Source organism: Sphingomonas echinoides ATCC 14820, assembly GCF_000241465.1.
Classification (GTDB): Bacteria; Pseudomonadota; Alphaproteobacteria; order Sphingomonadales; family Sphingomonadaceae; genus Sphingomonas; species Sphingomonas echinoides.
In genome coordinates, this window is the sequence record NZ_JH584235.1 from 3456134 (window position 1) to 3478391 (window position 22258).

Below are 22258 nucleotides of genomic sequence, written 5' to 3' on the forward strand. Positions count from 1 at the left end.
GGCTGGCACTCCTCCAGCGCCCGTTGGTCGTCGCGGGTAGCGTTAATGCGGTTGTAGTACGCCTGTGCAGACGCGAGGTTCTTGCGCTCACTTTCGGGGAAGGTCTTCTCCCACTCGCCGCTGGCCTTGAGCTGCTCCTCGGCGGTGTCGGTCTCATTCCCCCACATTGCTGGGCTGCGAACGCGCGAAAGTCCGCGCCGTGCCTTATAGGTCGCTGTCAGGATTCGCTCGGCCTGTTCAATGTGCCGCTCGGCCAGCTTCTGCCGCTTCCAGTTTTCAAAAGTGCGCGAGCCTATGACCGCCGCGCCGATCACGGCCAGCGCGCCCACCAACGTGCCTATCCCGGAAAGCATTGCCCCGGTCGCCGCCCAGTCGATCGACGTCACACAACTCATCGCTTTTCCCCCTCGCGCATTCCCAACCGCTGTTTTGCGACTTGGAACATGAGCATGTGACACTGTTCTTCAAGCATTGCCGAATGGCAGCTATTTTTGCCGAACGAGTTGCGACGCTGTCATTCCGTAACCGGCCCACAGGCGGTCGGAAAGGCTCCAAATTTTATCCCCGTTCCTGCGAGGGATCGCGAAAACTGTCCAAAGGCAGGCCAGGCCATGCCACTAGAGCCACAAAAAAGTGTGGGACGAAAAGTGGGTACGGCTTTCGCCGAGTCACCCAAAACGGCGCATTTCCGCCATTTTTCGCTTGACGCTGGTGACCCCTACGAGAATCGAACTCGTGCTTTCGCCGTGAGAGGGCGACGTCCTAACCGCTAGACGAAGGGGCCGTGAGGCGGAGGTGCGGCCTTACCGATCCCGCCTCGCGGCGTCAAGCGAACTGCCGTGCTGGCGGAACCGGCCCGGCGAATAGGCGTTTCCCTAGCCAATGCCGCCCGCATCTGCGGGGTGGCCTAATGGGAGGATTTCCGATGCTGTGGACCATCGTCGTCGTTTTGCTGGTGCTGTGGGCGCTGGGTTTCGCCGTGCATATCGGCGGTGGGTTGATCCATCTGCTGTTGGTGATCGCCTTGATCGTCGTGGTCGTCCGCTTGCTGCAGGGCCGCAGCGCACTGTAACGGATCCGCGCGGCGCGGGGGGGCTCAGGCCGCCGCGCGCCGCCGTTCTGCCATTTCCACGTTCAGCATTTCCGCCAGCAAAAACGCCAGCTCGATCGACTGCCCCGCGTTGAGGCGCGGATCGCAATGCGTGTGATAACGATCGGCCAGAGATTGTTCGGTCACGTCGACCGCGCCGCCGGTGCATTCGGTCACATTCTGCCCGGTCATTTCGGCATGAATACCGCCCGCGATTGAGCCTTCCGCGCGGTGGACAGCGAAGAAGCCGCGCACTTCGGCCAGGATGCGGTCGAACGGGCGCGTCTTATAGCCCGTCGCTGCCTTTACCGTATTGCCGTGCATCGGATCACAGCTCCACACCACCGGATGCCCCTCGCGCAGCACCGCGCGCACCAATTTGGGCAAGCCCGCTTCGATCTTGTCATGGCCATAGCGCGTGATCAGCGTCATGCGGCCGGGCACGCGGTGCGGGTTGAGCGTGTCGAGCAAGCGCAACAGCGCGTCGGGCTCGAGGCTGGGCCCGCACTTCATGCCGATCGGATTGCCGATGCCGCGCAGATATTCGACATGCGCGCTGCCTTCGAAGCGGGTGCGATCGCCAATCCACAGGAAGTGCGCGCTGGTGTCATACCAGTCGCCGGTCAGCGAATCCTGCCGCGTCAGCGCCTGTTCGTAGCGCAGCAGCAGCGCCTCATGGCTGGTATAGAAGCGCGTCTGCGCGAGTTGCGGCACCGTCTCCGGGCTGATGCCGCAGGCCGCCATGAAGTCGAGCGCTTCGCCGATGCGGTCTGCGGTCTCGGCATATTTCTTGGCCCAAGGACTGCGGCCCATATAATCGAGCGTCCAGCGATGGACTTGCGCGAGATTGGCATAGCCGCCACCAGCGAAGGCGCGCAGCAGATTGAGCGTCGCCGCCGACTGGCTATAGGCGCGGACCATGCGTTGCGGGTCGGGCAGGCGGCCTTCGGGCGTGAACTCGATATCGTTGACGATGTCGCCGCGATAGGCGGGCAATTCGACGCCATTTTGCACTTCGACATCGGACGAGCGCGGCTTGGCGAATTGCCCGGCCATGCGGCCGAGCTTCACCGTCGGCAGCTTCGACGCGAAGGTCAGCACCACCGCCATTTGCAGGATGACGCGGAAGGTGTCGCGGATGGTGTTGGCGCTGTGCTCGGCGAAGGACTCGGCGCAATCGCCACCTTGCAGCAGGAACGCCTTGCCCTCGGCGACGCGCGCCAGATCGGCGGTGAGGTTGCGCGCTTCGCCTGCGAACACCAAAGGCGGGAAGCTGGCGAGCGTGTCGGTTGCCGCATCGAGCGCCGCCGCATCGGGATAGGTCGGCATCTGGCGGGCATCGGCGCGCGTCCAGCTATCGGGGGCCCAGCTGCTCATGTCATTCTCCGTGCGAATCGAAATGTACCAATCGGCATGGGTGGCAATGCCATTGGCCGCGATCTGATTGACGACCGGGCCGCTGGCGCGCTTGCCATCTTCTTCCCAGCCCTGGACGGTGGAGCCGGGCGCGCCATACCACGCCCCGAACGCCGCCCGGCTGAGCGTGCGCTCTTCGCGAAATTGCTTGATCTTGAGGCCGGCCATCGTCGTCATGGGCGGCGCATTACCCAATCAGGGTAAGGGCGGCAAGCGGGAATTTTCCCAGATGGGGTAAATTGGCGCGGCTGGTTTGTTTTAAGATAGGAGCCAAGCGTCTGTCGATGTTTGTCTTATGCGCCGCGCTCTGAAAACAAAGTATCCCGCTATCGAGACGTCAATTTCCAGGTTTTGCTCATTGCGTAGCTAAAGGGCTGGGGCTGTCCGGTGGCATCCCTCTGAACAATGAAGCGGCCGCGGCGTGCCACGAGCATACAGGTCGCTCGGTCTAGCGAAGCATTTCCGCTCGATTCCCGAATGCGACAATCGGCGACGTGGCCTGTGGTATCGATGGTTAGCTGTATCGATACGGTGCCCTGAATCCGGGCTCGTTCCGCATCGGCGGGGTAATCTGGAACGGTGAACCACCGCTGCGGGTCTTGCGCGGGCTCGCCCTTTACCGACAGCCCAACGGTACCGTCCGATTGAAGGAGATTATCGCACGCCAACGCGCCCGCCGGAGCGATTGATAGCGACAAGCCAAGATAAATCGATAAATAACGAAACATCGGCTTACTCCTCATTCGACACCAGCGAATTGCTGCATAGTAGCCATGTCTCGTCCTTTGTCGCGATGGCGTGGGAAGATCGTAACCGATAGCTGAATGCCCGCAAAGGGTAGTGATTGCGGGATGGCGCGCGGGCAGGCAGCATCCTAATACCCCGCGCCTAAATCCACGACATTCTCCATCGGCTTGCCCGCCAAAAACGCATCGAGGTTGCGCAGGAACAAGGCGGCGGCGCGCTGGAACATCCTGGTCTGGCTGCGGCCCGACAGGTGCATGCTGTGGAGCGTGTTGGGAGCGGACCATAAGGGATGGTCCGCGGGCAGCGGTTCGGGCGTGACGGTGTCGAGGAACGCCCCCGCGATCGTCTTTTTGGTCAGCGCTGTGAGCAATGCCTCCTGATCGACCATGTCGCCGCGCGCCATGTTGATGAGCCAGGCGTCGGGCTTCATTGCAGCAAGCTCCTCCGCGCCGATCAGCGTCTTGGTGGCATCGGTCGAGGGGGCGGCGAGCACCACCCAGTCGAAATCGCCGAGCCGGGCTTTCCACGCATCGGGCGTCAGCGTGCCGTCGCGGCCCGAGCGGGTTACCCCCGTTACCGCGACCCCGAAGGCGGCGAGCCGTTCGCCGATCAAGCGGCCGATCGCGCCATAGCCGACGATCAGCGCGGCTGTGTCGAACAGTTCGAGGCGACCCGGCGCATAATCGGGCCATTCGTGGCGGTCGGCGCTGCGCACCACCATGTCGAAACGCTTGGCGGCGGCGAGGATGCCGAGCACGGCATATTCGGCGACCGCGATGGCGTTGATGCCCGCGCCATTGGTGACCACTGTCCCGCGCGCGGCCAGCGTCGGCAAATCGAGCGATTCGACCCCGGCGATCGCGGTGAACAGCCATTTGAGCGATGTCCCCGCCGCGACCGCTTCCGGGGTCAGCCCGTGCGGGTAGAGGTCGACCCAGCCGATATCGGCGTCGGCCATCGCGGTCGTCGCTTCCTCGCGCGTCGTCACCCAGCTCACCTCCAGCCCCGCTGGCAGACGCGGCTCCAGCAAAGCGCGCGCTAGGGCGGGGAGGACGGCCTTCATGGAATTTTCCTCTCAAGTATTATCACTTGGGGCGATCAGAACCAGGATGCGTCGCCCTCGACATATTTGTGCTGGAACGCTTCATCCGGAGTGATGAGGTAAATGATGAATTCGACAAAGGCGACCAGCGCGTTGATGACGCCGGGCAGAATCAGAAACCAGCCGATAGTGCCGCACAGCAGCATGATGACGCCTGCGGTGGTCTTGCCCAGATAGAATTTGTGAACGCCGAGGCTGCCGAGGAAAAAGGCAAGCAGCGCAGCGACAATGCGGTTCTTGTCGGCCACCATCGTGCTGCCCCCGCCGATGACATAGATCGCCGTCGCATGATCCTGCGCCGCTTCGAAATCGACGCGTTGTCCGGGATGCGGCGGTACGCGCTGACGCCACTCCTCGGCGCGGAAGGGATAACGCTGGCCATCCTCTGATGAAATTACGCCCTCGCCCAAATGGGTGTCGAAACCCAATACCCGTCCCTGCATGATCTATCCCCCCCCGGTTGATGCAGGGGCAAGCTTAACGCGCGCAGGACGGAAGAAAAGGGGGTGTGTTCAGAGCGTCAATTTCCAGTCCCAGGCCAGCGCGTCGCCATCCATCACTTCGACTCCGGCGGTGGCGAGCGCATCGCGAATCTCGTCTGATCGCGCGAAGTTCTTTGCCGCACGCGCGTCTTTTCGCGCGGCGAGTTGGTCCTCGATGTCGGCCTCGGTCACGATCGCCGTCACCGGGCGCACGCGCAGGTCGGTGCGGGTCAGCGTGGTGAGATTGAGGCCAAGCACCGCATCGAAATCGTCGAGCGCCTGCAACCGAGTCGCGGGCGACAGGCGTTTGTCCGCCAGCAATTCGTCGAGCACCGGCAGCGCGCGCGGGGTGCCCAGATCATCACCGACCGCTTCCTCCAGCCGCGCCAGATAGGGTTCTGCATCGCCCTTCAGCGTGCCGTCATCGCGCGCGCGCAACGCATCGCGGGCGATGACCAGCCGTTTCAGCCGCGTGAAAGCGGCGGCGAGATTGTCCCAGGTGAATTCGAGCTCGCTGCGATAATGCGCCTGCAGGCACATCATGCGGTAGGCGAGCGGATGGAAGCCGGCGTCGACCAGCGTCTGCAAGCGCAGGAACTGACCGGTAGACTTGGACATCTTGCCGCCGCGATCGACCAGGAAGTTGTTGTGCATCCACAGCCGCGCGCCGGTGTCGTCGCACGCGCAGAACGCCTGGTTCTGTGCGATCTCATTGGGATGGTGAATCTCGCGGTGGTCGATCCCGCCGGTATGGATGTCGAACGGGTGGCCGAGATGCTGCAGGCTCATCACCGAGCATTCGAGATGCCAGCCGGGCGCACCCTTGCCCCAGGGTGAATCCCATTCCATCTGGCGCTGCTCGCCCGGCGGCGAGCGCCGCCAGATCGCAAAATCCTGCGGATGGCGCTTGCCCGAGACCGGATCGATGCGGCTTTCGCCCGCATCGGAGACGGCGCGCGCGAGGCTGCCATAATCGGGCACGCGGGTGGTGTCGAAATAGAGCCCGCCGTCGATGAGATAGCAATCCTGCTCGATTCGCTTGGCGAATGCGATCATTTGCGGGATGTGGTCGGTCGCGACGGTCCATTCGGCAGGCGGATCGATGTTCAGCCGCGCAACGTCTTCCTTGAACGCGGCGGTATAATGCGCCGCGATCTCCCAGATCGACTTGGCTTGCGCGGCGGCCGCCTTTTCCATCTTGTCGTCGCCGGCATCGGCGTCCGAGGTCAAATGGCCGACATCGGTGATGTTGATGACATGCTTGGTCGGATAGCCCTTCCAGCGCAGCACACGCCCCAGCGTATCGGCAAACAGGAAGGCGCGCATGTTGCCGATATGCTGATAATTATACACGGTCGGCCCGCAGGTGTAGAGGCGCACCAGGCGCGGATCGATCGGGACGAACGGCTCCAGCGAGCGCGTAAGGCTGTTATAGAAGGTGAGGGGGCTGCTGCTCATTGCGCCCGCTTACAGACCGCTCCGGGCCAAAGTCACGTAAAAGGTGCGGTATGCCTTGAAACTTCGGGCATCGCCGTGTAGGGCGCACGCCTTGCGACGCGGACCTGATGTTCGCGGCGGCGCTTTTCTATCGATTCGGAGCTGTTCGGGTTTATGCAAATCATCGTACGCGACAACAATGTCGACCAGGCGCTGCGCGCGCTCAAGAAGAAGCTGCAGCGCGAAGGCGTCTATCGCGAGATGAAGCTGCGCCGTCACTACGAGAAGCCGAGCGAAAAGCGCGCCCGTGAGCGTGCCGCTGCCGTTCGCCGCGCGCGCAAGCTCGAGCGCAAGCGCATGGAACGCGACGGCGCACGGTAAGATCATGATCGGGCGGGCGGTGATGCCCGCCGCGACCTGATTTCGCCTGCCTATCTTTCTCGACCCCCTGCCCGGGAGCCACCATGTCGATCACCGCTGTCCCGCTAAAGCCCGTGAAGCGGAGCATTTTGGTGTATCTGTGGGTTGGCATCGCCGTCGCGCTGGTCGCGGCGGTGGCGCTGGCGTTCCAGACCCCGACCGATCCCGCCACCGCCTTCCTCGCGCATAATGCGCGGGCGAAGGCTGTGGTGACGACGCCGTCGGGCCTGCAATATCAGGTGCTGACGCCGGGCACCGGGCCGAACCCGACCGACGCGGACGAAGTCCTCATCACATATGAGGGCCGTCTGCTCGACGGCACCGTGTTCGACAAGTCCGCGCAGCCGACTCCGCTCGAAGTGGGCGGCGTCGTGCCGGGCTTCAGCGAAGCGCTCAAGCTGATGAACAAGGGCGGCAAGTACCGGATCTGGCTGAAGCCGAGCCTGGGCTATGGCGATCACGTGCCCCCCGGCGGCCCGATCCCGCCCAACGCGGCGCTGGTGTTCGATGTCGAACTGCTCGATTCGATGCCGATCCTGAAATACAAGCAGATGCAGCAGCAGATGATGCAGCAACAGCAGGGCATGATGCCCCCGGGTTCAGCTGGACCGCCGACTGGCCGCTGAGATGCGATCGATCGTCTGTGCCGCCGGGCTCGCGGCGGTTGTCTTGACCAGCGGGATTGCGCAGGCGCGAGTCAAAAAACCGCTCCCGCGCCGCGCCCAGCCTGTCGCCGCCACCCCAGTGACAGCCGACGCATTCCTTGCAGCAAACGCACGCGTGCGCGGTGTCGTGCAGACCGCGTCTGGCCTTCAATATCTGGTCGTGAAACCCGGCACCGGGGCAGAAAAGCCGGGCGACGGAGACGTCGCATTGGTCAATTATGTCGGCAAATTGACCAATGGCACGATTTTCGACCAGAGCGCGCAACCCACGCCGCTGCCGGTCGCAGCGGTCGTGCCGGGTTTCGCCGAAGCGTTGAAGGCGATGCCGCGCGGCGCGCACTATCGTGTATGGATCAAGCCCAGCCTGGGCTATGGCGGGGCCGGTTCCGGGCCAATCCCGCCGGGGTCGGTGCTGGTGTTCGACATTGATTTGATCGATTTCATTTCGCAGGCGGCTTTCGACCAGTTGCGCCAGCAGCAGCTTGCTGATCCTAAGACGGCTCCCGCCGCTCCCTAACGCGGTGTATCGAAAAACCGGCGTCCAATTTGATGGATGCAATATCCGGCAGGATCGGTATTGAGGCGTAACGAAGTAAACCTTTCGCCAACGTATTTGTTTTCGGAGCAAAAATGACCGTTCGCCCGCTTCGTAAAGCCGTTTTCCCCGTCGGCGGCCTTGGCACCCGTTTCCTTCCGGCCACCAAGGCGATGCCCAAGGAAATGCTGCCGGTCGTCGATCGTCCGTTGATCCAATATGCGGTCGACGAGGCGTTGGAAGCAGGCATCGAGCAGATGATCTTCGTCACCGGGCGCGGCAAATCCGCGATCGAGGACCATTTCGATATCGCCTATGAGCTCGAGGCGACCATGACCGCCCGCGGCAAGTCGCTGTCGATCCTTGACGCCACCCGGCTCAAGCCCGGCGCGGTCGCCTATGTTCGCCAGCAGGAGCCGATGGGTCTCGGCCACGCGGTATGGTGCGCGCGCGACATCGTGGGGGATGAACCCTTTGCGGTTTTGCTCGCTGACGATTTCATGGTGGGCAAGCCGGGCTGCCTCAAGCAAATGGTCGATGCCTATATGCAGGTTGGTGGCAACATCATCTGCGCGCAGGAAGTGCCGGAGGATCAGACGCATATGTATGGCGTGATCACGCCAGGCGTGCGCGAGGGTGCTCTGACCGAAGTCAAAGGGCTGGTCGAGAAGCCCGCCAAGGGCACTGCGCCGTCCAACCTGTCGGTGATCGGTCGCTACATCCTCCAGCCCGAGGTGATGCGTGTGCTGGAAACGCAGGGCAAGGGTGCTGGCGGTGAAATCCAGCTGACCGACGCGATGGCGCGGATGATCGGCCAGCAGCCGTTTCACGGGCTGACCTTCGACGGGAAACGCTACGATTGCGGGGACAAAGCGGGATACATGACCGCCAATCTCGCGGTCGCGTTTGGGCGCGCCGATATCGGCGATGCCGTTCGTGCCTTTGCGGTCGACCTGCTCAAATAAGATTCGAGCGGGTCGGGGCTAATCGGGCGCTCAGCAGCGCTCGATATAGCCGCGATACCATTCCACGAACTTTGGCACGCCGACATCGATCGAGGTGGTCGGTGCGAAGCCGAGGTCGCGCTGGATCGCACTGATATCGGCGAAGGTATCGGGCATGTCGCCGGGCTGCATCGGCGCGTTGATGCGGATGGCGGGCTTGCCGCACGCGGCCTCAATCAGGTCGATCAGCCGGTCGAGCCGTTCCGAGCGGTGGTTGCCGATATTGTAGAGCCGGTGCGGGGCCGGGCTGCCGCCAGCCTTGATGCTGCCGTCGTCCGCAGGCGGGTGATCGAGGCAGGCGATGATCCCGGCGACGATATCGTCGATATAGGTGAAATCGCGCCGCATATCCCCGTGATTGAACACCTGGATCGGGCGGTCTTCCAAGATCGCGCTGGTGAACAGCCACATCGCCATGTCGGGCCGCCCCCACGGCCCGTAGACGGTGAAGAAACGCAAGCCCGTCTGCGGCAGGCGATAGAGATGGGCGTAGGTCTCGCTCATCAACTCGTCGGCGCGCTTGGTCGCGGCATAAAGCGACAGCGGCCGGTCGGCGCGGTCGTCGACCTTGAACGGTAGGGTGGCATCGCCGCCATAGATGGAGGAGGATGACGCATAGACGAGATGCGCCACGCCGCGCTGCCGCCCGAGTTCGAGCAGGTTGAGGTGCCCGGCAATGTTGGAGTGGATATAGGCGCGCGGATTGTCGATCGAATAGCGTACCCCCGCCTGCGCGCCGAGATGGACGATGCGGGTGAACGGCGCTGCCCCGAGCGCCGAATCGAGCGCGGCATGATCGGCAAAATCCACGCGGTGCAGCGTGAAGCGTCCGTCTGCCTCCGCCGCGATCGCCGCGACGCGCGCTTCTTTCAGGCTGACGGGGTAATAGTCGTTGAAGCTATCGATGCCGATGACATGCTCACCCCGCGCCAGCAGCGCGCGCGCGACATGCATGCCGATGAATCCGGCGACACCGGTGACGAGGATGGGATCGGTCGACATGGCGTTCCCTATCAGGCCTTAGCTGGCGAGGCGCAACGCTTCCGTGCGGACGGGCGCGCGCGGCTGATCGGGCCAGATGCCGCGCGTGTCATAGACGATCTTGTCGGCGCGTTCGTCGACCGGCACCGATTTGAACACATCATGGTCGACCAGCACGATCATGATGCCGCACGTCTCGATCGCGGTGTCGATGTCGGTCAGCGTCGCGCCGGTGCCATTGAACACGGCGGGCAGGGTGCGGGTATAAGGCTCGACCACATCGAGCCGATCGCCGAAGCGCGCCGCGAGCGCCGTCGCGACCTTGAGCGCGGGGCTTTCGCGGAAATCGTCGATATTGGCCTTGAAGGCCAGGCCCAGGCACGCGACGCGCACGCCCGGGTGCGCCGCCACCATCGCCTCGGCGCGTTCCACGACATAGTCGATCTTGGCGTCGTTCACTTCGCGTGCGGTGCGAATGAGGGGGGTGTTGTCGCGATCGGCATGCACCAGGAACCACGGGTCGACCGCGATGCAATGGCCGCCGACGCCGGGGCCGGGCGACAGGATGTTGACGCGTGGATGGCGGTTGGCGAGACGGATCACCTCCCACACATCGACCTCCATCGTATCGGCGACGCGGCTGAGTTCATTGGCGAAGGCGATGTTGACGTCGCGAAAGGCGTTTTCGGTGAGCTTGGTCATCTCCGCCGCGCGGCTCGTGGTGGTGACGCACGCGCCGCGCACGAAACGGCGATAGAATTGCAGCGCTTTCCGCGCACACCGCGGCGTGATGCCGCCGATCACGCGGTCATTGTCGATCAGTTCGACCAGGATGCGGCCCGGCAACACGCGCTCGGGGCAATAGGCGATGGCGATGTCCGCGCTTTCGCCAGTCTTGCCGGGCACCTTCAGGTCGGGGCGCAACTGCGCGAGCAAGTCGCGCACCTTCTCGGTCGTGCCGACGGGGGAGGTCGATTCGAGGATGATGACATCGCCTGCCTTCAGCACCGCGGCGATGGTGGTGGCGGCGCGTAGGACATAGCCGATATTGGGCGCATGATCGTCGGCAAAGGGCGTCGGCACTGCGATGACGAAAACATCGGCGGGTTCGATCTGCGTCGCTGCCCGCAAGGTGCCGCGCGCGACCACGCCGGAAACGAGGCCGTCGAGATCGACTTCCTCGATATGGATCTTGCCCGAATTGACCGTTTCGACGACATGCTCGGACACGTCGATGCCAAGCACCTTGGCCCCCGTGCGCGCGATCACGGCGGCGGTCGGCAGGCCGATATAGCCCAGGCCGACAACGACGACCTTCAATTCAGCATCCGAAACCATCGGCGATTACCTTTGCGATCCTGCCGGACGCATGGCCGTCGCCGAACGGATTGTGGGCGCGTGCCATGGACTGGTAGGCGCCCTTGTCGTCGAGGAGGGTTGATATTTCGGAAACGATCCGATCAGGATCGGTACCAATCAGTTTGGCCGTGCCCGCCGCCACGCCTTCGGGGCGCTCGGTCGTCTCGCGCATCACCAATACGGGCTTGGCGAGTGCGGGCGCTTCTTCCTGCACGCCGCCCGAATCGGTCAGCGCGATGTCGCACAGCTCCAGCGCGCGGATGAAATGCGGGTAATCGAGCGGATCGATTCGCGCGATATTCGGCCGATCGCCGAGCACGCGGTTCATGGCCTCGACGACATTGGGGTTGGGGTGCATCGGGAACAGGATGGCGACGTCGTCGCGCGCGGCGATGCGGGCGAGGGCGTGCGCGATATTGTCCATGCCGCCGCCGAAATTTTCGCGGCGGTGGGTGGTGACCAGGATGATGCGCTTGCCCGCGAAACGCTCAGCGGTCCCGTCGAGCCCGCTGGCGAGCGTTGGGTCGGCGGCGAGCTTGGCGCGCGTCGCGTGCAGCGCGTCGATCACGGTGTTGCCGGTGACGTGGATCGTTGCAGGTGCGATATTCTCGCGGCGCAGCGCTTCGGCGGCGGTCTCGGTCGGCGCGAAATGCTGGTCGGCGATTGGCGCGACGATGCGGCGGTTCACTTCCTCGGGCCAGGGCTGGTAAATGTCGCCCGAGCGCAAGCCCGCCTCGACATGGCTGACCGGCACCTTGCGGTAATATGCCGCGAGCGCGCCGACCATTGCGGTGGCAGTGTCGCCCTGAACGATCACCCGGTCGGGCTTTTCGGCGTCCATCACATCGCCAAGCCCGGTCAGCAACCGCGCGGTCAGGCGATCCAGCGTCTGACCCGGCTCCATCAGATCGAGATCGATATCGGGACGCAGATTGGCGATGCTGAGCACTTGATCGAGCAGCCCGCGATGTTGCGCGGTGACGCAAGTGCGTACATCGAGGCTGCCCTGCGCCTTGAGCGCGGCAACGACGGGAAAGAGTTTGATCGCTTCGGGCCGGGTGCCGAAGATGACGAGGATGCGCGGAGAGGTCATGGCAGGCGCATAGCGCGCGCTCCCTTAAAACCCCGCTAACCGCAGGCCGGGCAGCCTGGGTCTTTCGGCAAGGCGATCGTGCGGAAGCGGAAGGCAAGCGCATCAACCAGCAGCAGCTTGCCCGCGCTATCCTCGCCGAAGCCGACCACACTGCGCATCGCCTCCAGTGCGGCGAGGCTGCCCATCACCCCGGTCATCGCGCCGAGCACGCCTTGTTCGGCGCAACTGTCGCCCGCCTGATCGACCACATTGCCGACGAAGCAGCGATAGCAGGGCTTGTCCGCCTCCCAACCGCGAAACACGCCCAGTTGCCCCTCGAATTGCCCGACCGCCGAGGAGACGAGCGGGATGCGCAAGCCGTGCGCGGCGTCGGCGACGGCGAGGCGCGTCGCGAAACTGTCGGTGCCGTCGATCACCACGTCCGCGCCGCCCAGCAGGTGCGCGGCAGTGTCGGGGGTCAGTCGCTCGGGGCGCTGGTCGAGGACGACATGCGGGTTGATCCGGTGCGCCGCGTGCGCCGCCGCCGCCACCTTGCCCGCGCCGACATCGGCGTCGCCAAACACGGTCTGGCGTTGGAGATTGGAAAGATCGACCGTGTCGTCATCGATGACGATCAGCCGCCCAATCCCGGCCGCGGCCAGATATTGGATGGCCGGGCTGCCAATGCCGCCCGCACCGACAATGGCAACCGTCGCCGCCTTCAGCCGCATTTGCCCCGCGCCACCAACCTCGCGCAGCACGATGTGGCGGGCGTAGCGGTTCAGTTCTTCGTCGGAGAGTGTCACAGGCAGCCTGTCAGAGGCACGGTTTTGGTGGTTCGCGCCGTTTTCCGTTCGCCCTGAGCCTGTCGAAGGGCCTTGCCCAGCACGGGATACCTCCGGGGCGGAACCGGGCTTCGACACGCTCAGCCCGAACGGGATGGCGATGATCCGCCCTCTCCGAGGACGACACTAAGCGTTCCACTCGAAGACGATCGTCGCGCGATACCACGCATCGGTCGCGCCGGGCCGCATCGGCAGATTGCCGCGTGCGAAACCGGTGACCAGGCCCGCCGCATATTGCTCAACCGTCGGGCAGGCGATGGCGTGCGGTACCGCACGGCGCACGGTTCCATCCGGTCCGATCAGGGTCGCGACATCGACGCGCACGACATAATGGCCGTCAGTCGGCTTGGCGATGGCGCAACGGCCTGCGGTGATTTCGGTCGCCACGAACCCGGACAGTTCGGGCGTCACCTTGGGCGGCGCGAGATAGGGGATCGGGGCCAGAGCCGACCAATCCACAGGCATGGCGGGCACCTCCGCCGCCTGAAGCAGCAGGGCGATCATCGCCCGGTCGATCCGAAACCGCCGACGCCACGCGCGGTATTGTCGAGCGTCTCCACCACCTCCAGCACCGCGCGCTGCACGGGGGCGGGGACAAGCTGCGCGATCCGGTCGCCGCGCGCGATCACGAACGGTTCCTGCCCGAGATTGGCGAGAATCACCTTCACTTCGCCGCGATAGTCGCTGTCGATCGTGCCGGGGGTGTTGAGGCAAGTGATGCCGTGCTTCAGCGCCAGGCCCGAGCGTGGGCGGACCTGCACCTCATAGCCTTCGGGGATGGCAATGGCGAAGCCGGTCGCAATCGCGGCGCGTGCGCCGGGCGCGAGCACGCTGTCTTCGGCGGCGACGACATCCATGCCGGCTGCACCGTCGGTGGCATAGGTCGGCAAAGGCAGGCCTTCCCCATGGGGGAGGCGTTTCAGCGCAATGGTAATCAAGCCACTCATGGCGGTGCCATAGCAGGGCGAATCGGGCGTGTCGAAGGTCGGCGGGGCGTTCGGCGCAAGCGTCGCCAGGATGCGATCGGCCAGCCGCGCCGCGACCTCGTCCTTCGGCAAGCGTTCCCAGCTTTCGATTCCGCTTGCGGTAACGATGTGGACGGCATTGGCCGCGCCGCCCATCACATCGCCCGACACGTCGTTGGCGACGATCCAGTCGGCGCGTTTGCGCGTCAGCTTGGCGGTGGCGTGCTCGCTCACGCGCTCGGTCTCGGCCGCAAAGCCGATCAGCAGGCGCGGGCGCTGCGGGCTGGCGGCGAGCGTGGCGAGGATGTCGGGATTTTCGACCAGGCGCAGCGTAGGCGGCCCGTCCGGGCCTTTTTTGATCTTCTGCCCGGTGCTGTCGGAGCGCCAGTCGGCGACGGCGGCGACCATCACCGCCGCATCGACCGGCAGCACCGATTCGACCGCCGCCGCCATTTCCAGCGCGGTCTCGACATCGATGCGGCTCACGCCCGGCGGCGTAGGGAGCGTAACCGGCCCGGCCACCAGTGTCACCCGCGCGCCGCGCGCGGCCAGCGCGGCGGCAATCGCAAAGCCCTGCTTGCCCGAGGAGCGATTCGCCAGATAGCGCACCGGGTCGATCGGCTCATGCGTGGGGCCGGCCGTGACGAGGATGTGGGGAGGGGTCACCCCGCCAACGCCGCCTGGATCGCCGCAAAAATCGCCGAGGGCTCGGGCAGGCGACCGGGGCCATATTCGCCGCATGCCATCGCCCCTTCATCGGGCTCCAGCACGGTCACGCCATCGCCGCGCAGGGTTGCGACGTTGCGGCGTGTCGCCGGATGCTGCCACATCCGCACGTTCATCGCGGGCGCGGCGAGCACGGGCTTGTCGGTCGCCAGCAGCAAGGTGGTGGCCAGGTCATCGGCAATCCCGGCGGCCATCTTCGCCATCAGATCGGCAGTGGCGGGCGCGATCACGACCAGATCGGCCTCGCGGCTGAGCTGGATATGGCCCATCTCGACCTCGTCCTTCAGGTCCCACAGGCTGGTATGGACTTGGTTTTCGGACAAAGCGGCCAGCGTCATCGGGGTCACGAAATGCGCGCCGCCATCGGTCAGCACGCACTTCACCGCAATCCCGCCCTTGCGGCACAGCCGGATCAGCTCGCACGCCTTATACGCGGCGATGCCGCCGCCGACGATCAGCAGGATCTTCATCGCACCACCCGCGTGACGGTAATCTTGCGGCGCGGATCCTGCGCGCGCGCGATCAGGTCGCGCACGCCATCGGGCGCAAAGGCGAGGCCGATCAGAAGCGTGGGCGCGATCATCAGCCCCCAATAGAAGGTGTCGGCGCGCCCGAACAGAGCCAGCAGCGCGGCATAGCCGCTGAACACCGCCAGCGCGCGCAAGGCGAGCGCGCTCTTCCACGCCGCCCAGCCGAACAGCGCCAGCCCGATCACCGGGGCTGCGAACCACAAGGGGGCCAGGGTGAGGACCGTCCACAACTGCATCGTCGTGATGAAAAAGCCGAAGCCGAGCGGCCCCGGCCAGCCCGCCAATGCCGGATCGGTCTCGCGCACCACCAGCGACACCGCATGGGCGTGAAGCGCGAGCACGACGGCCAACACCCCGAGCGTGGTCGCCCAGCCGATCGCTTCCTTGCGGTGGCCCTCGGCAAAAGCGAACACCGCCATAATCACAACGTAGAGTGCGGCGGTCTCGCGGATCAGCATTGCGATCAGCCCGATCGCGGCCGCCTCGATCCATTTGCCCTCGCGCCGCACGGCGAGCGACAGCGCGATCAGCAATCCCGCCCAAATCTCGTGAAAGCAGGCAAGGTCGGCCTTCACGAAGGCGATCAGCCCCCCCGCCAGCAACGCCATCGCGACCCACACCGGCGCTGGAGTGGCAAACGCAGACCGCACCTGCCGATACCAGGCGAACATCACCCCGGCGACCAGCGCATAAAGCAGCAGCATCGTGGCGGCGGGCGGCAGCGCGGCTTGCACCACCGCGAGCGTCGGCAGGCGGAAGGTGAGGAAGGGCTGCATCGCGTCATCGCCCGCGCGCAGCGCTTGCGCGGTCACCGGATAATAACCGCCACCGCCGCGCACGCCCTGCACAATCGTTTCATACCGCACGACGTCGACCTGGTCCTCGCCGCGATTGGCGGGATCATGGTTGATCGGCGGTGCCCCGGGGCTCGCCAGCGCCAGCAAGGTCGCGAGCAGAAGCAGCGCCAGCAGCGCCACGCCGATACGGGCTCCGCGCAAGCTCAGACCGGCAAAGCGCGACGGCGTGGCCAGCCACAAGGGCGCGGCCTCCTTCACCCCCAGAGCATCCATCCCAGGCCCAGGCTCGCGCCCGCGCTCACCAACGCGACCAGCGCGTAGCGCCAGCCAGCCCCAAAGCGCAGCACCTCAATGTGCTTCAGCGGCGGCTCGGGCGGTGCGCCCGGCGGGTTGGGGAAGCGCCGTTCGATGTTGCGCACCAGATCGGGCAGGCGCGACAGCGTCCGGAACCCCTCGACCAGCCGATCGGCCACCGCCGCTTCAGGGCCGAGTTCGGTGCGGATCCATTCGCGCACAAACGGGGCGGCGGCGTCCCACAAATTGATGTCGGGGTCGAGGCTGGTCGCCACGCCCTCCACCATCACCATCGTCTTTTGCAGCAGCAGCAGATGCGGCTGCGTTTGCATGTCGAAATCGCGGGTGATGTTGAACAGGCCGTCGAGCATCATGCCGATCGACATGTCCTTCACCGCCATGCCGCGCATCGGCTCGCCGACCGCGCGCAGGGCGGTGGCAAATTCGGCGACATTGTGGTGCGGCGGCACATAGCCCGCCTCGAAATGGATTTCGGCGACGCGCTTATAGTTTCCGGTGATCAGCCCGTAGAGGATTTCGGCGAGCCACACGCGGGCGCGCCGGTCGATCCGGCCCATGATGCCGAAGTCGATCGCGGCGATCTTGCCATCGGGCAATGCGAACAAATTGCCCTGGTGCATGTCGGCGTGGAAAAAGCCCTCGGCAATCGCCTGGCGCAGAAAGGCGTGGACCAAGGTGTTGGCCAGCGCTTGCATGTCATAGCCCGCTTCGACCAGCGCCGCGCGGTTGGAGAGCTTGATCCCGTCAATCCATTCGAGCGTCAGCACCTTGCCGGTGGTGCGCTGCCAATCGATCTTGGGCACGAGGAAATCGGGCTCCGCCATCATCGCATCGGCGAGTTCGGAGGCCGAGGCGGCTTCGCGGCGCAAATCAAGCTCGCGCGCGGTCCAGCGTTTGAACGTCTCGATCACCAGCCGTGGGCGCAGCCGTGACAGTTCGCCGCCCATTGCTTCGACTTGCGCCGCTGCCCATTCATAAGTGTCGATTGCGCGGGTGAAATCTTCCTCGACGCCGGGGCGCAGCACCTTGATCGCGACGGTGCGGCCGTCGGTGGTGACGCCGCGATGGACTTGCGCGATCGAGGCCGCGCCGACCGGCACCGGATCGATCGAGGCGAACAATTCCGCCGGATCGCGCTGGAAGGCGCGCGTCATCGCGGCGTGGATCGTGTCATAGGGGACGGGCGGCAGCGCGTCCTGCAGCCGCATCAGATCGTTCGACGCCGCTTCGCCGACAATGTCGGGCCGCGTCGCCAGCGTCTGGCCGAGTTTGATCGCGGCGGGGCCGATCGCCTGAAACGCATCGGCATAACGCGGCACGGCGGGCACGCGCGCGCCCAGCCGCGCGATCCGGGCGAGGCGGCGCACCGGGGCGGGCGTATTGGGGTCGCGCTCGATGCCCGAAAGCGCGCCATGCCGCGCGAGGATGCGACCCCATTTCAGCAGGCGCCAGAGGTGGATAGCGGGGGCGGTCACTTTTGCTCCCCTCCCGCTTGCGGGAGGGGATGGGGGAGGGGCTGACGGGATTGCGGTGCCAGGCTCTTGGAAAGGCCCTCCCCCGCCCCCTCCCGCAAGCGGGAGGGGAGGGTGATCGTCTCGCCCATCAAATCTTCCACCCGTGGTGGATCGCAACCAGCCCGCCCAGCATCGGCTCGACCCCGGTCTGCACGAAGCCGGCGTCGCGGATCATGCCTTCGAAGGTCGGCATATCGGGAAAACGGCGAATCGATTCGATCAGATAGCGATAGCTGTCGGCATCCTGCGCCAGCAATTTGCCGAGCTGTGGCACCACCTTGTGCGAATAGACGTCATAGACATCGGCGAAACCCGGCCACAGCGTGGTCGAGAATTCCAGGCAATAGAACCGCCCGCCGCGCCGCAAGACGCGGTGCGCTTCGCGCAATGCCTTGGGGATGTCGGTCACGTTGCGGATGCCAAAGGCGATCGTATAGGCATCGAAGAAGCGGTCGGGGAAGACCAGCGTCTCGGCATTGGCCTCGGTCCACACCAGGCCGTCAATGCCGCGCTTGGCGGCGCGTTCCATGCCGACTTCCAGCATTTGCGGGTTGATGTCGGCAACCGTCACGCTCGCGCCCGATTCGGCCAGACGGAAGGCGATATCGCCAGTGCCGCCCGCCATATCGAGGATCTGCTCGCCCTCGCGCGGCTTCACGCGGCGGACGAAGCGATCCTTCCACAAACGGTGCATCCCGCCGGACATCGCGTCGTTCATGATGTCGTAGCTGCGCGCCACGCTCGAAAACACGCCGCCGACGCGCGCGGTCTTTTCGGTGGCGGGAATATCTTCGTAGCCGAAGGAGACGGTGCCGGGGGCGGTGTCGGAGCCGGATTGTGTGTCGGTCATGTCGCCCGCTCTAGCCGAGCGAAGCGGCGGCGCAAACCACTGCATGGCGGATGGGTCAAATTGTCATGTGGTGGCGATTCCTCGTCGCGCCTTCGCGTCGTCGCGTGAGAAAGAACGCGCATTGCACGCGAAGACGCGAAGGCGCGAAGGAAGGACGTGTCATCAGCCAGGGTGCGCGCTGTCGTTGACCCTTGGCACCGTTCGGGCAAAAGCGGGGAATGCCCGAATTACCCGAAGTCGAAACCACCGTGCGCGGGCTGCGGCCCGTGCTCGATGGTCAGCGCATCACATTGGTCCAGCTCCGCCGCCCGGACCTGCGGCGACCCTTTCCGGCCGATCTCGGCCAGCGCCTGACCGGGGCGACGGTCACCGGGCTTTCCCGTCGCGCCAAATATGGGCTGATCGAAACCGATCGCGGCGACACCATGGTGTTCCACCTCGGCATGTCGGGACGCTGGCGGGTCGACCCCAGCGACGTGCTGCCGCACGATCATTTGATTCTCGAAACCGCGACGCAGCGCCTCGCGCTCAACGATGCGCGGCGCTTCGGCTCGGTCGATCTGCTGGCGACGACCGCGCTCGCCGATTTTCCGGCGTTCAAGGCGTTGGGGCCGGAGCCGCTCGGCCCCGATTTGACCGCTGCATACTTGCACCGGGCGCTTGCCGGGCGGGTCGCGTCGATCAAGCTGTTGTTGCTCGATCAGCGAATCGTCGCCGGGCTCGGCAACATCTATGTCTGCGAGGCACTCCATCTTGCGGGCATCTCGCCCAAGCGCGCCGGGGGCGACCTGTCGCGCGCCAAGCTCGAGCGACTCGTCGCGGCGATCCGTTCGGTGCTGCTCTCCGCGATCGAGGCCGGCGGATCGACCTTGCGCGATTATGCACGGCCCGATGGCGAACTCGGCTATTTCTCCAAGCAATTCGCGGTCTATGGCCGTGAGGGGGAGCCCTGTGCCTGCGGTGGCACGGTGGCGCGCTATGCCGAGGGCGGGCGCTCGACATTTTGGTGCCCAAAATGCCAGCGGTGATTGACCGGCGCGCGCGTTCTCGCTAAGGCGCACGGCTTCCGGGGCCGGGAGCTTTCTCCCGCCCTTTCTTATTTGCAGAATCAGAGGGCTTCATGGCGAACACGCCACAGGCGAAAAAGCGTATCCGTCGTAACGCCGCGCGGACACTGGTAAACGGCAACCGCACCGGTCGCATCCGGACTTTCGTCAAGAAGGTCGAGAATGCTCTGGAAGCGGGCGACAAGGCCGCAGCGACCGCCGCGATGGCGATGGTTCAGCCTGAGCTGATGCGCGGCGTCGCCAAGGGCGTGCTGCACAAGAACACCGCGAGCCGCAAGTTCTCGCGCCTGACCAAGCGCCTCTCCGCGCTGGCCTAAACCGCGCTGATTATTGGCGAAAACGCCCGCTGGATGCAAATCCGGCGGGCTTTTTGTCGTCCGCTGTGGAACCGCGTCGCTTCCATCCCATCGTCAGGCGTGGCGCGCGGAACGTTTCGAGACCCCGCTAACCCCAAATAACCGCAACCCACGGATTCACTGCGATTCGCAAAAACGACACGAAAGTGTAACGACATTAAAGTCTGTAATTCAAAGGCTTATAAGAAATTTGACGCGAATCCGTGGCTAGATACGAGTCAATCCAGATTATTTCAAAAATCTGACAGGGGCAGGCCTTGATCGACTCGCTGCGATCTTCATAACTGGCCCTCCAACGCGCAGACCAAGCGTCTCGCGACTCAATTCGAATGGCAACGTCAGGCAGGCGGTGATTCCGGCTGTGGGGGGCTTTGTCTGTGCAATTCCGGCGGCGCGGTGGTTCACCCGCTTGTCCAACAAAGGTTTTTGGTGTGGTCGTAACGTTGAACAGGGGGGCGAGCGCGAACGGTACGAGCGTGGACGGCGTGCAGCCGGACGGTTCGGTCGACCGCGCTTGGGCCGTCGTACGGGCGCATTTGCGGGAATCGGCCGGGGCGCGGCTGTTCGATCAGTGGCTCAAGCCGATGACGCTGTTGCCCAGTCTGGACGAGGGGGCGGTGCGCCTGGCGTTGCCGTCGGCGTTCATGACCAATTGGGTCCGCAACCATTATGCTGATCGTTTGCTGCAGGAATTCCGCGCGGTTCTGCCGACGGTGCGGCGCGTTTCGATCGAGACGGGCTCGGCCACTGCGGCACCGGCCCCCGCCGTGCTCACGGTCGATTCGCTTCCGGCGGCGGTAGAAGCGCCCGTGGTGGTCGCCGATCGCCCGCCGCTCGACCCGCGCTTCACCTTCGACCGGTTCGTGGTCGATGCCTCCAACATGGTCGCCTACAATGCGGCGCGCGCGCTGGCCGAGCCCGGCGTGCCGCGCTTCAGCCCGCTGTTCCTCCACAGCGGCACCGGGCAGGGCAAGACGCATCTGATGCACGCAATTGGCGCGGCTTATCTCGAGGCGGTGCCCGGCGCGCGCGTGCTGCTGATGTCGGCCGAGCGCTTCATGTTCGATTTCGTGCAGGCGCTGCGCAACCGCGACACGCACAGCTTCAAGACGCGGCTGCGCTCGGCCGATCTGCTGCTGGTCGACGATCTGCAGTTCATCGCGGGCAAGGATTCGACGCAGGAAGAGTTCTTCCACACGATCAACGAAGTGATGGGCGCCGGCAAGCGGCTGGTGATCTCGGCCGATCGCTGCCCGCAGGGGCTCGACGGGGTCGAGGCACGGATCACCTCGCGCCTGTCGTGCGGGCTGGTGGCCGATATCAAGGCACCTGACCTCGCGCTGCGCCGTGCGGTGCTGGCGCGCAAGCTGGTCGACATGCCGGGCGCGAAGGTGCCGGGCGACGTGCTCGATCTGCTCGCATCGCGCATCACCGCCAACATTCGCGATCTGGAAGGCGCGCTCAACCGCGTGGTGGCCTATGCGCAGCTGACAGGGGTCGAGATCGACCTCGACTTCGCCGTGGCGACGCTGGGCGATGTGCTGCGCGGGGCCGAACGCCGCGTGACGATCGACGAGATCCAGAAGGCGGTGTCGGCGCATTTCGAGCTGAAGCCGGTCGATCTGGTCTCGGCGCGGCGCGCGGTGGTGGTGGCACGGCCCCGCCAGATCGCCATGTACCTCGCCAAGCGGCTGACGACGCGCTCGCTGCCCGAGATCGGCCGCAAGTTCGGCGGGCGCGACCATTCGACCGTGATCCACGCGGTGCGCCGGATCGAGGAATTGCGCGACAAGGATCGCGAGATCGATACCGCCGTGCGCTATTTGCTGCGCGAGCTGGAGGGGTGATTCCTCGCGTCCCTCTCCCAGCGGGAGAGGGAAGGGGTCCGCGCCGGAGGCGTGGGAAGGGTGAGGGCGACTTTGCAGGAGCTGCGCCCGGCTCACCCTCACCCTTCCGCGGCTTCGCCGCTCCCTCCCTCTCCCG

Annotated in this window: 22 protein-coding genes, 1 tRNA gene and 2 pseudogenes; 8 read left to right on the plus strand and 17 right to left on the minus strand. The window is 65.1% G+C overall.

Features of this window, described 5'->3' with window-relative positions:
- Together ON00_RS20945 and ON00_RS16055 are read right to left on the minus strand one after the other, a co-directional pair.
- Positions 1-386, minus strand: a pseudogene (locus ON00_RS20945) (hypothetical protein); the annotation flags it as partial.
- 323 nt (positions 387-709) lie between these two features.
- Positions 710-784 (minus strand) — tRNA-Glu (locus ON00_RS16055).
- A 141-nt stretch (positions 785-925) separates the two neighbouring features.
- On the opposite strand from ON00_RS16055, the gene ON00_RS20655 reads away from it, so the two are divergent.
- Positions 926-1072: a lmo0937 family membrane protein gene (locus tag ON00_RS20655; protein WP_010407531.1), complete on the plus strand. Its 147-nt coding sequence runs from the start codon at positions 926-928 to the stop codon at positions 1070-1072.
- 24 nt (positions 1073-1096) lie between these two features.
- Here ON00_RS20655 and ON00_RS16060 read toward each other — a convergent pair whose 3' ends face one another.
- From ON00_RS16060 to cysS, 5 genes are all read right to left on the minus strand, one after another.
- Complete coding sequence (locus ON00_RS16060) at positions 1097-2683, minus strand: class II 3-deoxy-7-phosphoheptulonate synthase (RefSeq protein ID WP_010407532.1); 1587 nt, start codon at positions 2681-2683, stop codon at positions 1097-1099.
- Positions 2684-2832: 149 nt separating this feature from the next.
- Positions 2833-3249, minus strand: coding sequence for an energy transducer TonB (locus ON00_RS21410; RefSeq protein ID WP_083834127.1), 417 nt, complete (start codon positions 3247-3249; stop codon positions 2833-2835).
- Between the two features lie 131 nt (positions 3250-3380).
- The gene (locus tag ON00_RS16065; RefSeq protein WP_010407534.1) at positions 3381-4316 is read right to left on the minus strand and encodes a D-2-hydroxyacid dehydrogenase; all 936 of its coding nucleotides are present in this window, start codon (positions 4314-4316) and stop codon (positions 3381-3383) included.
- A gap of 35 nt (positions 4317-4351) precedes the next feature.
- Positions 4352-4798, minus strand: coding sequence for a TM2 domain-containing protein (locus ON00_RS16070; protein ID WP_010407536.1), 447 nt, complete (start codon positions 4796-4798; stop codon positions 4352-4354).
- 69 nt (positions 4799-4867) lie between these two features.
- On the minus strand, positions 4868-6295 hold the full coding sequence (gene cysS / locus ON00_RS16075; protein ID WP_010407539.1) for a cysteine--tRNA ligase: 1428 nt from the start codon (positions 6293-6295) through the stop codon (positions 4868-4870).
- 153 nt (positions 6296-6448) lie between these two features.
- On the opposite strand from cysS, the gene rpsU reads away from it, so the two are divergent.
- The 4 genes from rpsU (at position 6449) to galU (ending at position 8859) form a co-directional block, all read left to right on the plus strand.
- A complete protein-coding gene (gene rpsU / locus ON00_RS16080) occupies positions 6449-6655 on the plus strand; it encodes a 30S ribosomal protein S21 (RefSeq protein WP_010162663.1) in 207 nt (68 codons plus the stop codon).
- An 83-nt stretch (positions 6656-6738) separates the two neighbouring features.
- A complete protein-coding gene (locus ON00_RS16085; RefSeq protein ID WP_010407544.1) occupies positions 6739-7320 on the plus strand; it encodes an FKBP-type peptidyl-prolyl cis-trans isomerase in 582 nt (193 codons plus the stop codon).
- A gap of 1 nt (position 7321) precedes the next feature.
- Complete coding sequence (locus tag ON00_RS16090; protein WP_010407545.1) at positions 7322-7876, plus strand: FKBP-type peptidyl-prolyl cis-trans isomerase; 555 nt, start codon at positions 7322-7324, stop codon at positions 7874-7876.
- A 113-nt stretch (positions 7877-7989) separates the two neighbouring features.
- Positions 7990-8859, plus strand: a complete 870-nt coding sequence (galU, locus tag ON00_RS16095) for a UTP--glucose-1-phosphate uridylyltransferase GalU (protein WP_010407547.1) — start codon at positions 7990-7992, stop codon at positions 8857-8859.
- Positions 8860-8889: 30 nt separating this feature from the next.
- Here galU and ON00_RS16100 read toward each other — a convergent pair whose 3' ends face one another.
- From ON00_RS16100 to ON00_RS16145, 10 genes and pseudogenes are all read right to left on the minus strand, one after another.
- Positions 8890-9900, minus strand: coding sequence for an NAD-dependent epimerase/dehydratase family protein (locus tag ON00_RS16100; protein ID WP_010407548.1), 1011 nt, complete (start codon positions 9898-9900; stop codon positions 8890-8892).
- An 18-nt stretch (positions 9901-9918) separates the two neighbouring features.
- Entirely contained in the window at positions 9919-11217 is a 1299-nt protein-coding gene (gene wecC, locus ON00_RS16105; RefSeq protein WP_010407550.1) for a UDP-N-acetyl-D-mannosamine dehydrogenase, read from the minus strand.
- Positions 11201-12331 (minus strand): non-hydrolyzing UDP-N-acetylglucosamine 2-epimerase, encoded by a 1131-nt coding sequence (gene wecB, locus ON00_RS16110; RefSeq protein ID WP_010407551.1) that lies wholly within the window; start codon positions 12329-12331, stop codon positions 11201-11203. The genes wecC and wecB overlap by 17 nt, the downstream gene beginning before the upstream one ends.
- A gap of 35 nt (positions 12332-12366) precedes the next feature.
- Positions 12367-13116, minus strand: a complete 750-nt coding sequence (locus ON00_RS16115; protein WP_010407553.1) for a HesA/MoeB/ThiF family protein — start codon at positions 13114-13116, stop codon at positions 12367-12369.
- A 165-nt stretch (positions 13117-13281) separates the two neighbouring features.
- Positions 13282-13659, minus strand: a complete 378-nt coding sequence (locus ON00_RS16120) for a hypothetical protein (RefSeq protein WP_010407555.1) — start codon at positions 13657-13659, stop codon at positions 13282-13284.
- Positions 13656-14102: a dUTP diphosphatase gene (gene dut / locus ON00_RS20660; RefSeq protein ID WP_040602203.1), complete on the minus strand. Its 447-nt coding sequence runs from the start codon at positions 14100-14102 to the stop codon at positions 13656-13658. The genes ON00_RS16120 and dut overlap by 4 nt, the downstream gene beginning before the upstream one ends.
- 54 nt (positions 14103-14156) lie before the next feature.
- Positions 14157-15316, minus strand: a pseudogene (gene coaBC, locus ON00_RS16130) (bifunctional phosphopantothenoylcysteine decarboxylase/phosphopantothenate--cysteine ligase CoaBC); the annotation flags it as partial.
- The gene (locus ON00_RS16135) at positions 15313-16431 is read right to left on the minus strand and encodes a glycosyltransferase family protein (protein WP_245535588.1); all 1119 of its coding nucleotides are present in this window, start codon (positions 16429-16431) and stop codon (positions 15313-15315) included. The pseudogene coaBC and the gene ON00_RS16135, both read right to left, overlap by 4 nt.
- On the minus strand, positions 16428-17963 hold the full coding sequence (ubiB, locus tag ON00_RS16140) for a 2-polyprenylphenol 6-hydroxylase (RefSeq protein WP_010407558.1): 1536 nt from the start codon (positions 17961-17963) through the stop codon (positions 16428-16430). Before ubiB ends, ON00_RS16135 begins: the two co-directional genes overlap by 4 nt.
- Before the next feature lie 127 nt (positions 17964-18090).
- The gene (locus ON00_RS16145; protein WP_010407559.1) at positions 18091-18852 is read right to left on the minus strand and encodes a class I SAM-dependent methyltransferase; all 762 of its coding nucleotides are present in this window, start codon (positions 18850-18852) and stop codon (positions 18091-18093) included.
- A 218-nt stretch (positions 18853-19070) separates the two neighbouring features.
- Between ON00_RS16145 and mutM the strand changes: the two genes are divergently transcribed.
- From mutM to dnaA, 3 genes are all read left to right on the plus strand, one after another.
- On the plus strand, positions 19071-19880 hold the full coding sequence (gene mutM / locus ON00_RS16150; RefSeq protein WP_010407562.1) for a bifunctional DNA-formamidopyrimidine glycosylase/DNA-(apurinic or apyrimidinic site) lyase: 810 nt from the start codon (positions 19071-19073) through the stop codon (positions 19878-19880).
- Positions 19881-19972: 92 nt separating this feature from the next.
- Positions 19973-20236: a 30S ribosomal protein S20 gene (gene rpsT, locus ON00_RS16155; protein ID WP_010407564.1), complete on the plus strand. Its 264-nt coding sequence runs from the start codon at positions 19973-19975 to the stop codon at positions 20234-20236.
- Between the two features lie 515 nt (positions 20237-20751).
- Positions 20752-22122 (plus strand): chromosomal replication initiator protein DnaA, encoded by a 1371-nt coding sequence (gene dnaA, locus ON00_RS16160; protein ID WP_010407567.1) that lies wholly within the window; start codon positions 20752-20754, stop codon positions 22120-22122.
- Positions 22123-22258 lie beyond the last annotated feature (136 nt).

Coding starts and splice junctions, on each gene's coding strand:
- galU (WP_010407547.1), top strand. CDS start 7,990: ATGACCGTTCGCCCGCTTCGTAAAGCCGTTTTCCCCGTCGGCGGCCTT.
- mutM (WP_010407562.1), top strand. CDS start 19,071: ATGCCCGAATTACCCGAAGTCGAAACCACCGTGCGCGGGCTGCGGCCC.
- ON00_RS20655 (WP_010407531.1), top strand. CDS start 926: ATGCTGTGGACCATCGTCGTCGTTTTGCTGGTGCTGTGGGCGCTGGGT.
- ON00_RS16085 (WP_010407544.1), top strand. CDS start 6,739: ATGTCGATCACCGCTGTCCCGCTAAAGCCCGTGAAGCGGAGCATTTTG.
- ON00_RS16065 (WP_010407534.1), bottom strand. CDS start 4,316: ATGAAGGCCGTCCTCCCCGCCCTAGCGCGCGCTTTGCTGGAGCCGCGT.
- ON00_RS16070 (WP_010407536.1), bottom strand. CDS start 4,798: ATGCAGGGACGGGTATTGGGTTTCGACACCCATTTGGGCGAGGGCGTA.
- ON00_RS21410 (WP_083834127.1), bottom strand. CDS start 3,249: ATGAGGAGTAAGCCGATGTTTCGTTATTTATCGATTTATCTTGGCTTG.
- ON00_RS16100 (WP_010407548.1), bottom strand. CDS start 9,900: ATGTCGACCGATCCCATCCTCGTCACCGGTGTCGCCGGATTCATCGGC.
- ON00_RS16060 (WP_010407532.1), bottom strand. CDS start 2,683: ATGACGACGATGGCCGGCCTCAAGATCAAGCAATTTCGCGAAGAGCGC.
- ON00_RS16145 (WP_010407559.1), bottom strand. CDS start 18,852: ATGACCGACACACAATCCGGCTCCGACACCGCCCCCGGCACCGTCTCC.
- rpsT (WP_010407564.1), top strand. CDS start 19,973: ATGGCGAACACGCCACAGGCGAAAAAGCGTATCCGTCGTAACGCCGCG.
- rpsU (WP_010162663.1), top strand. CDS start 6,449: ATGCAAATCATCGTACGCGACAACAATGTCGACCAGGCGCTGCGCGCG.
- wecB (WP_010407551.1), bottom strand. CDS start 12,331: ATGACCTCTCCGCGCATCCTCGTCATCTTCGGCACCCGGCCCGAAGCG.
- dut (WP_040602203.1), bottom strand. CDS start 14,102: ATGAGTGGCTTGATTACCATTGCGCTGAAACGCCTCCCCCATGGGGAA.
- wecC (WP_010407550.1), bottom strand. CDS start 11,217: ATGGTTTCGGATGCTGAATTGAAGGTCGTCGTTGTCGGCCTGGGCTAT.
- cysS (WP_010407539.1), bottom strand. CDS start 6,295: ATGAGCAGCAGCCCCCTCACCTTCTATAACAGCCTTACGCGCTCGCTG.
- ON00_RS16090 (WP_010407545.1), top strand. CDS start 7,322: ATGCGATCGATCGTCTGTGCCGCCGGGCTCGCGGCGGTTGTCTTGACC.
- ON00_RS16120 (WP_010407555.1), bottom strand. CDS start 13,659: ATGATCGCCCTGCTGCTTCAGGCGGCGGAGGTGCCCGCCATGCCTGTG.